A 14,060-nucleotide genomic window follows, 5' to 3' on the forward strand; every position below is an offset into this window, starting at 1 on the left:
TTGTCCGGATTCATACGAATGGGACAAAACCCGCAATAACAACCCGTTGATTGCAAGCAATCCGGTTGATTAAAAGATTAACGATTTTCGATTGGAATATACTTTTGGTTCACAGGACCATTGTATTCAGCACGTGGACGGATCAATCGATTATTCTCGTATTGCTCCAAAATGTGCGCTGTCCAACCGGATGCACGGCTGATCGCAAAGATCGGTGTAAACAAGTCGCGCGGAATTTCCAGGGAAGTGTATACAGATGCTGAGTAAAAATCAACATTCGGCTTCAAGCCCTTTTCTCCTGTGACAATGTCCTCGATCTTGATCGACATTTCGTACCACTTCAGGTTACCGGTAATTTTGCCCAGCTCCTGAGACATTTTTTGCAAATGCTTGGCACGTGGGTCGCCATTTTTGTAAACACGATGTCCAAAGCCCATGATCTTTTGCTTGCTGTTCAGCTTGTCATGAACATAGCTGTCTACGTTGTCAAGTGAATCAATGTCTTCGAGCATCGCCATTACAGCTTCGTTCGCACCACCATGAAGTGGACCCTTCAATGCACCGATTGCTGAAGTCACACCGGAATAAATATCCGATAAGGTCGCAACAGTAACACGTGCGGCAAAAGTTGAAGCGTTCAATTCATGATCAGCATGAAGAACCAACGCTGTGTCCAAGGCCTGAATGGCTACTTTATCTGGATCTGTGCCAATCAGCATGTACAAAAAGCTTTCCGCGATGGATTGGCTCTGTTTAGGGGCAACAGGCTCCTTGCCTTCACGAATACGAGCAAAAGCAGCGATGATTGTCGGAATTTGCGCCTGCAGCTTGATGGCTTTACGCAAATTCGACTCTGGTGACATATCGTTGGCTTCTTCATCGTACAAAGCCAAACAGGAAACCGCTGAACGAAGTGCTGCCATCGAATTGGCTTCCTTCGGATAAAGTTTCAATTGCTCGATAACCTGAGCAGGAATGGGTGCAAACTTATTAAAATCTGCGATTAATTGCGTTAACTCGGAAGCATTGGGTAATTTACCGTACCAGAGCAAATACGCAACCTCTTCAAATGTAGCATTCTCGGCCAAATCATCGATATCGATCCCCCGATAAGTAAGGACACCATCAATGATGGAGCTGATTGAGGATGTTGTTGCGACAATACCTTCCAAACCTTTGGTAGCAGTCAAAGCAATCTCTCCTTTACGTTCAATTCAAAAACCTATACATAACGATATAGATAACTATATCACATAACACATATCCTATTGCAACTTGAGCGCAGGATGGCCATTCTCATCAATCTTACTATTCTACTATAAATGATTTACCAAACAAAGTGAACAAATACAGACATAAAAGTTCATTATCAGCACCATAAACATAAGCTATCTCTCGATAGCAGATAAACCAAGAAGCCCCGGGCAGCAGCGCCGGAGCTTTCATTCACACTATAAATTCCACAAAACCTGGTGCTCTCAGCATCCGATGACGGGTCCAGCTGCTAAATTGAACCTTAGCCTGAATAAGCGGATCTAAATAAACAAAATTTTGATCCTCTCCGTTCTGCAGCTTCTTGCTGATGGCATCAAAGGATTTTTTATGAGACGGACTCACCCCCCGCTCAATGATGCCGACGGGCCGCATTTTCCCATTCTCCTTCACATGGGCAAGCCAGCCAAATTCGTCTTTACGATAGCCTGCTATATACACATCCGTATATTGATAATTCATGATCGTCAGCCAATCGTGGGACCGCCGCGACACATAGACGCTGCTTTTTCGTTTGGCCACAATACCCTCCATCGACTTCTCTACTATCGATTCATATAAGTCCTCTCCGCGCTCTTCAATCTGAGTGACCACACTGAAATAATCATTCGGTAATAAAACCGATTCCAGAATAGAACGGCGCTTCATCAAGGACAGCTGTCGAAGATCTCGACCTTTGTGGACAAGTATATCCCAGACCACGTAGCTAACCGGATTTTGATTTCTGAAAGCCTGAATTTTAGTTTTATTAGTTAATTGAAGCCGTTCCTTGACCATATCAAATTGAAATTGCCCAGATTCCGGGTCTCTATAGCAGACCTCTCCATCAAGGACCACATCGCCCTCAATCGGGACGTCCCATAGTTCGGGATACTGTGAAGTGCATTCATTGTGATCTTCTGTAAATAAACGGGTCTCTTCCCCACTCTTTGATAATATCAATCGGTGCCCGTCAATTTTGGGCTCAAATAAATAAGCCTGATCAGAAAAAGGTTTCTCGCGTGAGTTTAATAGCATTGGCGCGATATACATTAGCATCACCCTGCTACGATTTTACCATGTCTGATAGGTATGAATAATCAGGGAAATGATGGGGGAATATAGGTTTAGTTGAAAATTAAAAGGAGGACTTATCATGGCAGCAGGTCAATCGAGAAGCAGTAATCAGTTAGTTGTGCAGCAAGCAGCACAGGCATTGGAGCAATTGAAATATGAAGTCGCACAAGAGCTTGGTATTCAAATTCCGGCAGACGGTTACTATGGATACATGGCTACTCGTGATACGGGAGCAATCGGCGGACATATGGTTCGACGGTTGGTTCAAATCGCAGAGCAGCAAATTTCAGGTAACCGCTTTTAATCGTAGAGCTTACAGTAAATTGCCCTCAATCCTTACAAGGAAAGAGGGCTTTGTTATGTGTACATGTTGTTGTTCTATTCTCTGGGCAAACCTGAAGCATCCCGCAGGCTGTTGGCAAGCCATGCGTAATAATCTCTTTGCTCCTTCCATGCCGCTGCTTTATTGCTATCCTGAGCGGCCTTGAGCTGCGCATCGGCAGCGGCCCAAGAAGGCTTTAAAAACGTATTGATCATCGTCAGCGCCACACCTGGATCAAGCTTTGGCATATCGTCCTCTACCTCCAAAATATCATAGTTGTCCAGCCGGTTTGCCTGAATGATCTGGATTAATTTTTCCGCGTACTTCGGATCTGTCGCATAGCGCGCATTTTGCAAACATCCAGCAGCCCCTATATAATCCAGCTCCTTGCAGCGTTCAAAAAAGCCGGACGCCTTGTACCTGCTGTTTGCCATCAAAAATTCACTATGATCGATCACAGAGCCTTCCCAAGTATCATAAGTCCGGAAACCGCCAATTATTTTGACAAAATGACCATTGCTATATTCTGTTGTTACGAATTCCTGTCCGCTGCCTTTGATCCCAAACAGGTTATTGCCAGGCGCTGCAGCACCCCAACCCGATTCAAGCGCGCCCTGTGCAATCGTAATACTGGCCAGAATACCGGTACGCCTCTGCTCAGATACAGCCATAGGAGCTAGAAGGTTAATGAAATCCTGTGCCTTCACCTCGCATCATCTCCTTTGTACAGCATATTCAGCTTGTACCTGCTTGATTGTGTAACAGCCCTGAGCGCCATTGTCCTCCATACCAATTCTGCTTTTCTTCAGGAGGTTCCGTTGTTTAGCCTAGGCCAGGTTCTTAAAAAACTTGCGCTGAGGGCAAACGATGGTAAAATGAACTTGTTTGCAATACTAAAATGTCATGGGGGCTCATCATGGGAAACAATCGCAGAATCGGCATCATTGATATCGGTTCCAACTCGATTCGCCTTGCCATTTACGAACTCAACCACCATCAGGCTCACCGGGTAATCGGCGAGTTCAAGCAGTCTGCCCGTTTAAGCTCTAGGATAGGCTCTGATCAAATACTGCATACGCCAGATATCCGGGATATCGTTGATATTTTAATCCAGTTTAAACAGATCTGTCAGACCAACCAGGTCACCGAGATCCGCGCAGCAGCTACAGCAGCTATTCGCAATGCGGCCAATTCGCAAGAAATTATCGATCAGCTGCTGCTAGAAAGTGGGATAGAGGTTGAGCTTTTGTCCGGAGAGGATGAAGCCACGATCGGATTTCTCGGGATGAGCAATTCTCTCGATATCGAGGATGGCATACTGGTTGATATTGGGGGCGGCAGTACGGAAGTCAGCCTGTTTAGGAATCGCATGCTGGAGCAAAGCGTGTCTTTTCCTTTTGGAGCCGTCAATACAGCACGGAAATTTACTGCGGATGGCAGCCTGAATGAGGAGCAGCTCAAAAATATTCGTCTTATGGTGCTTGCTGCGATTGCAGAAGAACCCTGGATTGAGCAGCATCCACAGCTTCCGCTGGTCGGTATGGGCGGTACGATTCGCAGTCTGAGTAAAATCAGCCAGAAAAAACGAAAATATTCTTTGTCTCGCACTCATAATTATAAAATGGATGGTATCGAAATGGAGCAGTTGGTGAAGTGGCTGCCATCCCTGTCTACCGACAAGCGGAAAAAGGTAGACGGATTGTCCAAGGACCGTGTTGATATTATTATTCCGGGTATGCTTATTTTGGATACGATCTTTCAGGCAGCCAAGTGCAGCCACTATGTGATCAGCGGCGCAGGTCTTCGCGATGGGCTTTTTCAAGGAAAATATTTGACTTCTCCACAGTTAACAGCACCAAGCATTCTAAAGCAAAGCACAACGAATCTGCTTGGACTGCACGCAAGCGCCCCAATCGAGCATCTGGAGCAGGTGGCGAGCCATGCTGTGCTATTATTCGATTCACTTCAAGGAATTCATCAATATGATAATAGAACGCGTGTATGCCTGCATACAGCGGCTCTGCTCCACCGTATCGGCGTGTCAATGAACTACTATCAATTTGCCAAGCACTCCTTTTATATGATTGCCCACTCTCCTCTCAATGGCTTGAGTCATCGGGAAATTCTGATATGCGCATGTATTGCATCTTATAAAACAAAAGGCAAGGTTCATCAAACCTATCAGCAGTACAAAGATGTTTTGCACGAAACCGATGTGGACATGATCAACAAGCTGGGCACCTTACTGCAAATTGCGATCGCTTTGGATGCTTCTGAAACACAAGCTATCGCTTCGATATCGGCAGCTGTCGAGGGGAAACAGCTTCATATTGCTGCCACAATCAAATATAACCCCTCTGTCGAATACAGAGAGGTCGATAATGCAGAAAAAGATTTTCATAAAATATGGAACATGAAATTCTCATTCCAAGCCTTTCATCAGGAGTGAGATTTCTTTTTCCAGATTTTGATTTTCATCGCTTCAAACTGGCTTCTTAGCGGCGGTGCCTCGTTGATGACTCTTGCATACATCCCATTGGACTGCAGCATCCGAGCCTTCACGTTATCGCCCAAGCTCAGCTCCAGTATTCGCATCAGGATCTTGCGTAAATCCTGATCGAATACCGGGCAGGTCAGTTCAATCCGTTTCGTTAAATTTCTTGTCATCCAATCCGCGCTGGACAGGTACATCTCGTTCTCTCCGCCGTTTTCAAAATAAATAATACGTGAATGCTCCAGAAAACGGTCCACGATGCTAATCACGCTAATATTTTCACTCAAGCCCTCCACGCCTGGCCTTAAACAGCACACTCCACGGACAATAAGCTCGATTTTGACACCTGCCTTGGATGCCTCATACAACTCATCGATCATTTCCTGATTGGATAGTGAATTCAGTTTGGCAATGATACGGGCTGGCTTGCCTTCTGCTGCGTGCTGAGCTTCACGGCGAATTTTCTCAAACAGTCGATCCTTCATCACTGTAGGCGCGACCCCAAATGCTTTCCAGTTGTGGGGTGCCGAATAGCCGGTAACCTCATTAAATAAAGCCGACGCATCCTCACCAATGATCGAATCAGAAGTAAACAGACCAATATCCGTGTAGAGCTTAGCCGTGCTATCATTATAATTTCCCGTACCGACATGGACATAACGACGCAAGCCATCTGGCTCCTGACGGACAACCAAGGTGATCTTGGCATGCGTTTTTAAACCGACAAGTCCATAAACAACATGGCATCCGGACTGCTCCAGCTTTCGTGCCCATGCGATATTGCGTTCTTCATCAAAGCGGGCTTTAAGCTCAACGACTACCGTTACCTGCTTGCCCGATTCAGCCGCTCTCGCCAATGCCTGGATCAAAGGAGAATTGCCGCTGACCCGGTATAAGGTCATTTTGATAGCCAATACTTCCGCGTCATACGCAGCCTGCACGACAAAATCGGTTACCGCATCAAAGGATTCATACGGATGATAGAGCAGCACATCCTGCTGCTTTAGCTTCCCGAATATGTCCTCCACTTCCAGCAGCTCCGACGGATATACCGGCTCAATCGGTTTGTATTTCAGATTATCGTAGCCCTTTAAGGAAAAGACCAGCTTCATTAAGAAGCTTAAATCTAACGGACCATCAATCTCAATAAAATTATCAGTGACCTCAAATTCGTCCATCAATTGAGTCAATGCGTAAGCATGAATGCCCTTTTGAACCTCAAGCCTTACAGGCGCGCCCCAGCGACGACGGCGAAGCTCCTTCTCGATCTCTTCAAGCAGATCCTCGGCGCCTTCCTCATTCAGCGTTAGATCGGCATTACGTGTCAAGCGGAAGCCATGTACTGAAATCGGCGTGTAACCGGAAAATAAAGTCTTAATATGATGTTCAATCAAATCCTCAAGCAATACAAATTCATGCTTCTTGCTGTTTGATCTTGCTGGCACCTCAATACAACGGGCCAAATTGGAAGGGACCTGTACAATCGCAAAATACGGCTCCTCCTCCGGATCATCGCCCTCCTTCATCAACACAACAGCGAGGTAGACAGCCTGTGTGTGTACTAAAGGAAACGGGCGGCTCTGATCCACAGCCATCGGTGTCAGCACCGGAAACACAATATCATGAAAATAAACATCCATCGCTTTGCGCTGACTAATATTCAGGTCCTCATAATCGGTAAATATAATGCCTTCTTTAGCCAGCTGTCTGGAAACATCACGGTATGATTTGTACTGCTCGGAGACCATTTTGGCTGACCGCTTCATAATACGTTTGAACAAGCCTGCCGGGGTGTAGCCAGTGAAGTCTTTTTTTATGTAGCCCGCTTTAATCTGATCTTTAATACCCGCTACCCGCACACTCATAAACTCATCCAAATTGGATGCAACGATAGCCAGAAACTTGGCTCTTTCCAGCAAAGGCGTTTCCGCATCCTGTGCTTCTTGCAGTACTCGCCAATTAAACTCAAGCCAGCTTAAATCACGGTTAATATAATTAGACGATGCTTCTCTTTCTCTAGGCGCCGCGATCTCTCTCATAATGTTGCGTACCCTCCATAGAATTCGACCAGTTTCAAAATGAAATTCGATAGCATTCGCGCTATTTCTACTCTCATTCTGCTATTTTCATCGTAGCTCGACAATGTCAACAGAAGATGCGATTTATGTTAATTATTTGTAAACTGTCATGGTTGGTTATGTATCAAAGCATATAGCTCGGGTAGGGCCCTGTCAATGCGCGTAGGTTTCCATGCCCGATTGACCCATACATGCCTGGTGCTCCCGCTGACCAACAGCTCCTCTCCCCGCCTAATCTCCGAGTCAAACTGCAATCGAACGTTCGAGTATTCCGCAATCCGGGTTCGTATCGTAATCAAATCATCATACTTGGCAGGAAGCTTAAACTGCATGCTCAAATCAATCAGTGGCAGCAATAAACCCTTCTCTTCTATTTCTTTGTATGTCATGCCCATAGAACGAATGAGCTCGGTTCGTCCGATTTCAAACCAATTGACATAGTTCGTATGGTAAACGACGCCCATTTGATCCGTTTCCTGGTAACGCACTCTTAAAGTATAAGCAAACCATGCGGAGAATTCCATAATTTCATTCAGACCCCCTTACCTTCTATCATCCCTATTCCTCTTCCTTCTCACTCTTTCCGGCGGCAATCTTTCATTTGAGCACGTTCAATTGCTTAAATAGCCGCAAAAAAAGAGTGAAACCGACATGCTATCGAGTTCACTCTTTGTATTACATGAATACCTGATCCTTAAAGAACACGCGCACTTCCGGAGTAAATCACACCAACCTCAGGATAAATAGATACTTCCGATCCATCTTTAATGAGCTCCAACGCACGTTCAACTCCAACAACAACGGTTTTGCTGAGCGAGATTCCCACCACTGCCGCATGTGAGGTGATTCCACCTGTTTCGGTGATAATCGCGGATGCTTTTTCGATCGCTGGCATATAATCCTTGTCCGTTGTTACGGTAACCAGGATGCAGCCTTCAACTGCTTTGGCATTGGCTTCTTCAGCGCTTTTGGCTGTTACTACTGTGCCTGTAGCAATTTGTGTTCCGATGCCCTGACCCTTAGCGATCATATCGCCAATTTGATGAACCTTGATCAGGTTCGTTGTTCCAGAGCGGCCAACCGGCACACCTGCCGTAATTACAACCAGATCACCAAGACTCACGAGTCCTGCATTCAGACTGCTGTCAACGGCGCGGCTGAACAGCTCGTCCGTCGTTTCACAATGCTCACCCTTAACCGGGATAACGCCCCACACCAGCGATAAGCGACGAAGTACGTGCTCAATTGGAGTGACTGCAATGATCGGTGCTTTCGGACGATACTTGGACACCATACGAGCGGTATAGCCGCTTTCCGTAGAAGTCAATATCGCTTTGGCTTCCAGATCCAATGCAGAATTGGCTACCGCTTGCGAGATTGCTTCGGTTACTGTTTTTTGTTGTGCATTGCTTTGACGAATAAAAATTTCACGGTGCTCTAAGGCACTCTCTGCACGCTCAGCAATACGAGCCATCATCATAACGGACTCAAGCGGATATTTCCCCGCTGCTGTTTCACCTGATAACATCACGGCATCAGTTCCGTCAAAAATCGCATTGGCCACGTCACTTGCTTCCGCACGGGTTGGGCGCGGATTGCGCTGCATGGAATCCAGCATCATCGTTGCTGTAATAACCGGTTTGCCGGCTTGATTACATTTCTTGATCATCGCTTTTTGTACGATTGGCACATCTTCAGCCGGAATTTCCACACCGAGATCGCCACGAGCAACCATCAAGCCATCGGAAACCTCCAAAATCTCATCCAGGTTATCGACACCCTCCTGGTTTTCGATTTTGGAAATGATTTGGATATGGGTAGCATTGTGACGCTCCAAAATTTCACGAATTTCGATAACGTCGCTAGCCTTACGTACGAAAGAAGCCGCTATAAAATCAACGCCCTGCTCGATACCAAAGATGATATCGTTAGCGTCCTTTTCCGTAATACCTGGAAGATTAATTTTAACCCCTGGTACGTTAACACCTTTTTTACCGCCCAATAGACCACCGTTAACAACGCGGCATTTAATATCTGTAAAGGTTTTGTCTACAACTTCCAAACCGATTAAGCCATCATCGATCAAGATCGTTGCGCCGACTCTAACATCTCTTGGCAAATCGGCATAAGTGATATGCACACGATCAGCATCTCCGATAATTTCCTCAGTCGTTAGCGTGATGAACTGATCCTGTACAAGCTCAACCTTCTGGTCGTCCTTCAGCTTGCCTGTACGAATTTCCGGGCCCTTGGTATCCAATAGAATAGCAACGGTCTTGTTCAGTTCCTCAGCAGCCTGACGAACGTTCTTGATCCGGTTGCCGTGCTCCTCAAAATCGCCGTGCGAGAAATTTAAACGGCATACATTCATCCCGCCGTTGATAAGCTTTTTAAACATTTCCAGTGATTCACTTACCGGACCGATTGTACATACTATTTTCGTTTTACGCATGATTGTGATTACCCTCCTGAGTGTAAGTAAACCTTCCGATTTTCCTGAACTTCTTATAACGGTCTTCCACTAGCTCTTTCTCTGAAAGAACAGCCAACTCCTGCAAATTATTTATTAAGGTTTCTTTAATAACCTCAGCCAGGGAAGGCAAATCCCGATGGGCCCCGCCACGCGGCTCAGGGATAATGGCATCAATAACCCCTAATTTCAAAATATGATCGGCAGTTATTTTCATCGCTTCCGCCGCTTCACCTGATCTTGTAGCATCCTTATACAAAATCGAGGAGGCCGCCTCCGGTGTGCTGACCGAATAAATTGAATTCTCAAGCATAAACACGCGATTGCCGACACCAAGGGCTAATGCCCCGCCGCTGCCGCCTTCACCGATGACCACACATAGAATCGGCACGCCAAAAGAAGCCATCTCCATCAGGTTTCTGGCGATAGCCTCGCCTTGTCCGCGTTCCTCAGCTGCACTGCCCGGATAAGCTCCCGGTGTATCAATAAAAGTAATGATCGGCCGCTTGAATTTGTTTGCCTGCTTCATCAAACGCAAGCCTTTACGCAGGCCATCTGGATGAGGCATGCCGAAGTGGCGGGCAATATTGTCCTTCGTATCCTTGCCCTTTTGATGCCCGATCACGGTAACAGGAATGCCGCCCAGTCGCGCCAAGCCACCAACAACAGCCAAATCATCGCCGTATACACGGTCGCCATGCAGCTCCATATAATCGGTAAAAATAAGCTGAATATAATCAATCGTCGTCGGCCGCTGCGGATGACGGGCCAGCTGCATTTTTTGGGATGTGGTCATGCTGCTGTACAGCTCGGCCGCTAATTGCTCGTAGCGATTTTCCAAGCGGGCAATCTCATCGGAAAAATCCATTTGTCTTTCAGAACCGAAATTACGCAATTCCTCAATCTTAGCCTTCAGCTCCAGCAAAGGCTGTTCAAAGGGTAATTCACCTGCCATTCTACAAATCCCCCTTTACGACATGCAAATCCAGCAAGCGGCTCAACGTGCTTTTCATATCCTTGCGCACCACTACCATATCCACCTGACCGTGGCTTAAGTTAAACTCAGCGGTTTGGAAATTGTCAGGCAGCTTTTGACGAATGGTCTGTTCAATAACACGGCGTCCCGTAAATCCAAAGGCTGCACCCGGCTCAGCAATAATATAATCTCCCAGCATAGCATAGCTAGCAGATACGCCCCCGAAGGTTGGGTCCGTAATCACGGAAATAAACAAGCCGCCCTGTTCGTTCAATTGTGCCAAGGCAGCACTTGTTTTGGCCATCTGCATCAGACTGAGGATACTCTCCTGCATTCTCGCGCCACCCGAGGTGGAGAAGATGATGATCGGATACTTCTTCTGTATCGCAAGCTCAATAGCTGATGTTACTTTTTCCCCAACAACCGAGCCAAGGGAACCACCCATGAAATCGAAGCTCATCACCGCGGCAACAACCGGAAACCCACCTATTGTACCTTCGCCGGTAATAACGGCATCGTTCATGCCCGTCGTGTCCACAGCTTTACGATATTTGTTCACATAATCCGGGAATTCCAGTGGGTCCTCGGAGATCATTTCACTGTCATATTCAAAAAAACGGCCCTCATCCATCACCATCTGGATCCGCTCAACCGCACTTAATTTGAAATGGTATCCACATGTGCTGCACACCTTAAGATTCTTTTCCAGCTCCTTGGAAAATTGAATCGTTGCACACTTCGGACATTTATTCATCAAGCCCTCGGGAATCTCTCTCTTGGGCTTGTCGTCAGGAATACTTTCCCCGTTCTCATCGACCCGCGGCACTGTAGTTCTATTAGCGCCTGGAATGGTCGCATACTTTTTTTTCTGAAAAAAGTCTTTAAATTGCACGGCTACACCTCACTTGCTGTTGTTGTTCAAATGTGGTCCTTCATTCTCACGTTAATGTCTATGCAAAATGGAGTTGAGTACGTCCTGTACCTCTTCCACTTCACCTTCAGGAACCACAATTTCAAATTGATTCTTAGTCATGTTAATCGCCCGTACTTGAACAAGAAAGCCTTCTTCCGTCAGCTTTTCCTTAATTCGATCTGCAATTTTGGCAGTTGGCGCAATATAAATAACGGTCCACATGAAACAAGACCTCCCGAACATAATGCACTAATGATAGCATAACTTATCTTTTTATCGCAAGAAATTAACTTTGGAGAGAAAACAAGCAGACATTCTCTCTGCCTGGACTGCTCGTTTGGGTATAAATGCTCCATCAAACAAGACAAATCTTAACAGAAATCATGCCTGCCAGCCCCTGATTACTTTTGGTAATAAACGCTTTTGGTCACTGTCGAGCTCTTTCCAAGGTTATTAACAGCTTTAAATACAAACGTGTTTTCACCTGACTTCAGAGGGATATCATACTTGGAAAAATAGCTGCTGCCGCCAATTTTTTCATCATTTAAATAAACAAGCGGGAACGAATCGTTCTTATCCGTTACTGTTCCTGATACCGATATCTTGCTCGACGAGGTTTTCTCAGGAATATAATCTACCTTGAGAATAGGCCCTCCCGCTGTAAAGGTGATCCTTTTGGTAACTGTGGTCACTTTACCCACGCTGTTTTTCGCTTTGAAAATCAGAATGTTCTCACCCTCAGCCAGCACGATGTCACTCTTTGAAAAATAACTGCTCCCGCCGATCTTCTCGTCATTTAAATAGACGGTAGGGAACGAATCGTTCTTATCCGTCACTGTTCCTGATATGGATATTGTCTGTGAGTTCGTTGTCTCCGGGATATCATCAACCTTGAGAATCGGACCTCCTGCTGTAAAAGTGATTTTTTTGGTAATTGTCGTCACTTTATCCACATTGTTTTTCGCTTTGAAGACCAAAATGTTCTCACCCTCAACCAGCACAATATCACTTTTCGAAAAATAACTGCTGCCGCCGATTTTCTCACCATTTAAATAAACAGTTGGAAACGAGTCGTTCTTGTCCGTCACTGTACCGGATATTGATAGGGTCTGTGAGTTCGTTGTCTCGGGGATTTCATCTATCTTGAGAGTCGGACCTCCTGCTGTAAAGGTAATCTTTTTGGTAATTGTGGTCACTTTATCCAAGCTGTTTTTCGCTTTGAAGACCAGAATGTTTTCACCTTCGACAAGCACAATGTCACTCTTTGAAAAATAATTGCTGCCGTGGATTTTCTCATCATTCAAATAGACGGTAGGAAACGAATCGTTCTTATCCGTTACCGTACCCGATATCGATATCGTCTGTGAGCTTGTGGTCTCCGGGATATCATCAATCTTTAACTCTGGACCTTCGATTTCATATGTCACCTTCTTGACTACCGTGTTTGTTTTTCCACTGGATAATGTGGCAATGATAGTTAGCTCATAGCTTCCTTCCTTCTCCAGCTTAAACCCTTCCTTAAATTGACCGTCAATGATCTTCGTAATCTCTTTGCCATTGATCGTTACCTTTGCGTTGTTACTAACTGTTCCTGATATGTATACCGTAGAATTTGATGTTTTTTCAGGAACACTTACTTTAAGCAGCGGTCCATCACCTTGATCTTTGGCTGATGATTTAATGGCTCTATACAAAAGCGTCGCGATTTCAGCGCGTGTGATAGGCTTGTCAGGACGAAACGTACCATCTTCATACCCACTGATCAAAGATCTTTCGGTAGCAATCGCCACATAATCCCTGATTCCGTAGGAAACTTTGCTTACATCTTTAAATTTTCGCTCCAATATGTTTTTGTTGGTCAGATCGTTCGTCGTGAGTCCCAAGGTTTTTACTAATGCAACCGCAACATCTTCTCGGGTAGCTTTAATTTCCGGACTAAAGAACGCCTTGCCTCCAGGAGGATAATAGCCGGTTAAAAAGTCTTTGGCTGCTTCTACATACGGATACGACCATTTGTCAGTTTGAACATCATAATAGGAAGGCGCTTTGGGTGAAGGAATATCCAAATAAAACGTTGTCGCTATGAGTTTGGCAAATTCCTCCCGGGTAATCGAATTTTCTGGTTTGAACGTTTCATCCTCATAACCATTGATGTATCCCTTTTTGGACAAATCAGATATCGCCTCATACGCCCAATGATCAGTCTTCAAATCAACGAACACAATATTTTGATTAATGACTCCGCCATTGACGGCCTGATTTTGCAGCACATTGTCAACTGCGACTGCGGTAAAAGCAGAACACTGAAACAACAACAAGGATAGCATTAAACAAACTAACCTTTTACTTTTCATTACCATCTTCCTCTCTCCTTCAATTCATAACATTCCATCACTTAATAAGCCTTTAGAACCATTTCTTTGGAACCACAATAACTGTTATTCAACAATATATGGTAAATTCCTGCTAAAAAAATAAA

General features: G+C 45.4%; 12 protein-coding genes. 2 read left to right on the forward strand and 10 right to left on the reverse strand.

The annotated features are described in order from the left end of the window. Positions 1-77: 77 nt before the first annotated feature. Positions 78-1,190, reverse strand: a complete 1,113-nt coding sequence (gene citZ / locus LRL21_RS12825) for a citrate synthase (protein WP_240416182.1) — start codon at positions 1,188-1,190, stop codon at positions 78-80. Between the two features lie 256 nt (positions 1,191-1,446). Next, complete coding sequence (locus LRL21_RS12830) at positions 1,447-2,304, reverse strand: ATP-dependent DNA ligase (RefSeq protein ID WP_240416183.1); 858 nt, start codon at positions 2,302-2,304, stop codon at positions 1,447-1,449. A 103-nt stretch (positions 2,305-2,407) separates the two neighbouring features. Between LRL21_RS12830 and LRL21_RS12835 the strand changes: the two genes are divergently transcribed. After that, positions 2,408-2,632, forward strand: coding sequence for an alpha/beta-type small acid-soluble spore protein (locus tag LRL21_RS12835; RefSeq protein ID WP_240416184.1), 225 nt, complete (start codon positions 2,408-2,410; stop codon positions 2,630-2,632). A 74-nt stretch (positions 2,633-2,706) separates the two neighbouring features. Here LRL21_RS12835 and LRL21_RS12840 read toward each other — a convergent pair whose 3' ends face one another. Then, entirely contained in the window at positions 2,707-3,357 is a 651-nt protein-coding gene (locus LRL21_RS12840) for a glycoside hydrolase family 73 protein (protein WP_240416185.1), read from the reverse strand. A 209-nt stretch (positions 3,358-3,566) separates the two neighbouring features. On the opposite strand from LRL21_RS12840, the gene LRL21_RS12845 reads away from it, so the two are divergent. After that, complete coding sequence (locus LRL21_RS12845) at positions 3,567-5,099, forward strand: Ppx/GppA phosphatase family protein (RefSeq protein WP_240416186.1); 1,533 nt, start codon at positions 3,567-3,569, stop codon at positions 5,097-5,099. Here the strand turns inward: LRL21_RS12845 and ppk1 are convergent. The 7 genes from ppk1 to LRL21_RS12880 form a co-directional block, all read right to left on the reverse strand. Continuing rightward, a complete protein-coding gene (ppk1, locus tag LRL21_RS12850; RefSeq protein ID WP_240416187.1) occupies positions 5,090-7,183 on the reverse strand; it encodes a polyphosphate kinase 1 in 2,094 nt (697 codons plus the stop codon). The two genes, LRL21_RS12845 and ppk1, sit on opposite strands and share 10 nt — an antisense overlap. 146 nt (positions 7,184-7,329) lie before the next feature. Then, positions 7,330-7,746 (reverse strand): acyl-CoA thioesterase, encoded by a 417-nt coding sequence (locus LRL21_RS12855; RefSeq protein WP_240416188.1) that lies wholly within the window; start codon positions 7,744-7,746, stop codon positions 7,330-7,332. A 170-nt stretch (positions 7,747-7,916) separates the two neighbouring features. Further along, on the reverse strand, positions 7,917-9,674 hold the full coding sequence (pyk, locus tag LRL21_RS12860; RefSeq protein WP_240416189.1) for a pyruvate kinase: 1,758 nt from the start codon (positions 9,672-9,674) through the stop codon (positions 7,917-7,919). Further along, positions 9,667-10,647 (reverse strand): acetyl-CoA carboxylase carboxyl transferase subunit alpha, encoded by a 981-nt coding sequence (gene accA, locus LRL21_RS12865; RefSeq protein WP_240416190.1) that lies wholly within the window; start codon positions 10,645-10,647, stop codon positions 9,667-9,669. The genes pyk and accA overlap by 8 nt, the downstream gene beginning before the upstream one ends. A 1-nt stretch (position 10,648) precedes the next feature. After that, positions 10,649-11,560, reverse strand: a complete 912-nt coding sequence (gene accD, locus LRL21_RS12870) for an acetyl-CoA carboxylase, carboxyltransferase subunit beta (protein ID WP_240416191.1) — start codon at positions 11,558-11,560, stop codon at positions 10,649-10,651. Positions 11,561-11,611: 51 nt separating this feature from the next. Then, a complete protein-coding gene (locus LRL21_RS12875; protein ID WP_076233175.1) occupies positions 11,612-11,803 on the reverse strand; it encodes a glutamate decarboxylase in 192 nt (63 codons plus the stop codon). A 179-nt stretch (positions 11,804-11,982) separates the two neighbouring features. Continuing rightward, the gene (locus tag LRL21_RS12880) at positions 11,983-13,941 is read right to left on the reverse strand and encodes an S-layer homology domain-containing protein (protein WP_240416192.1); all 1,959 of its coding nucleotides are present in this window, start codon (positions 13,939-13,941) and stop codon (positions 11,983-11,985) included. Positions 13,942-14,060: the final 119 nt, after the last annotated feature.

Source organism: Paenibacillus periandrae (assembly GCF_022458865.1).
GTDB classification, from domain to species: domain Bacteria; phylum Bacillota; class Bacilli; order Paenibacillales; family NBRC-103111; genus Paenibacillus_S; species Paenibacillus_S periandrae.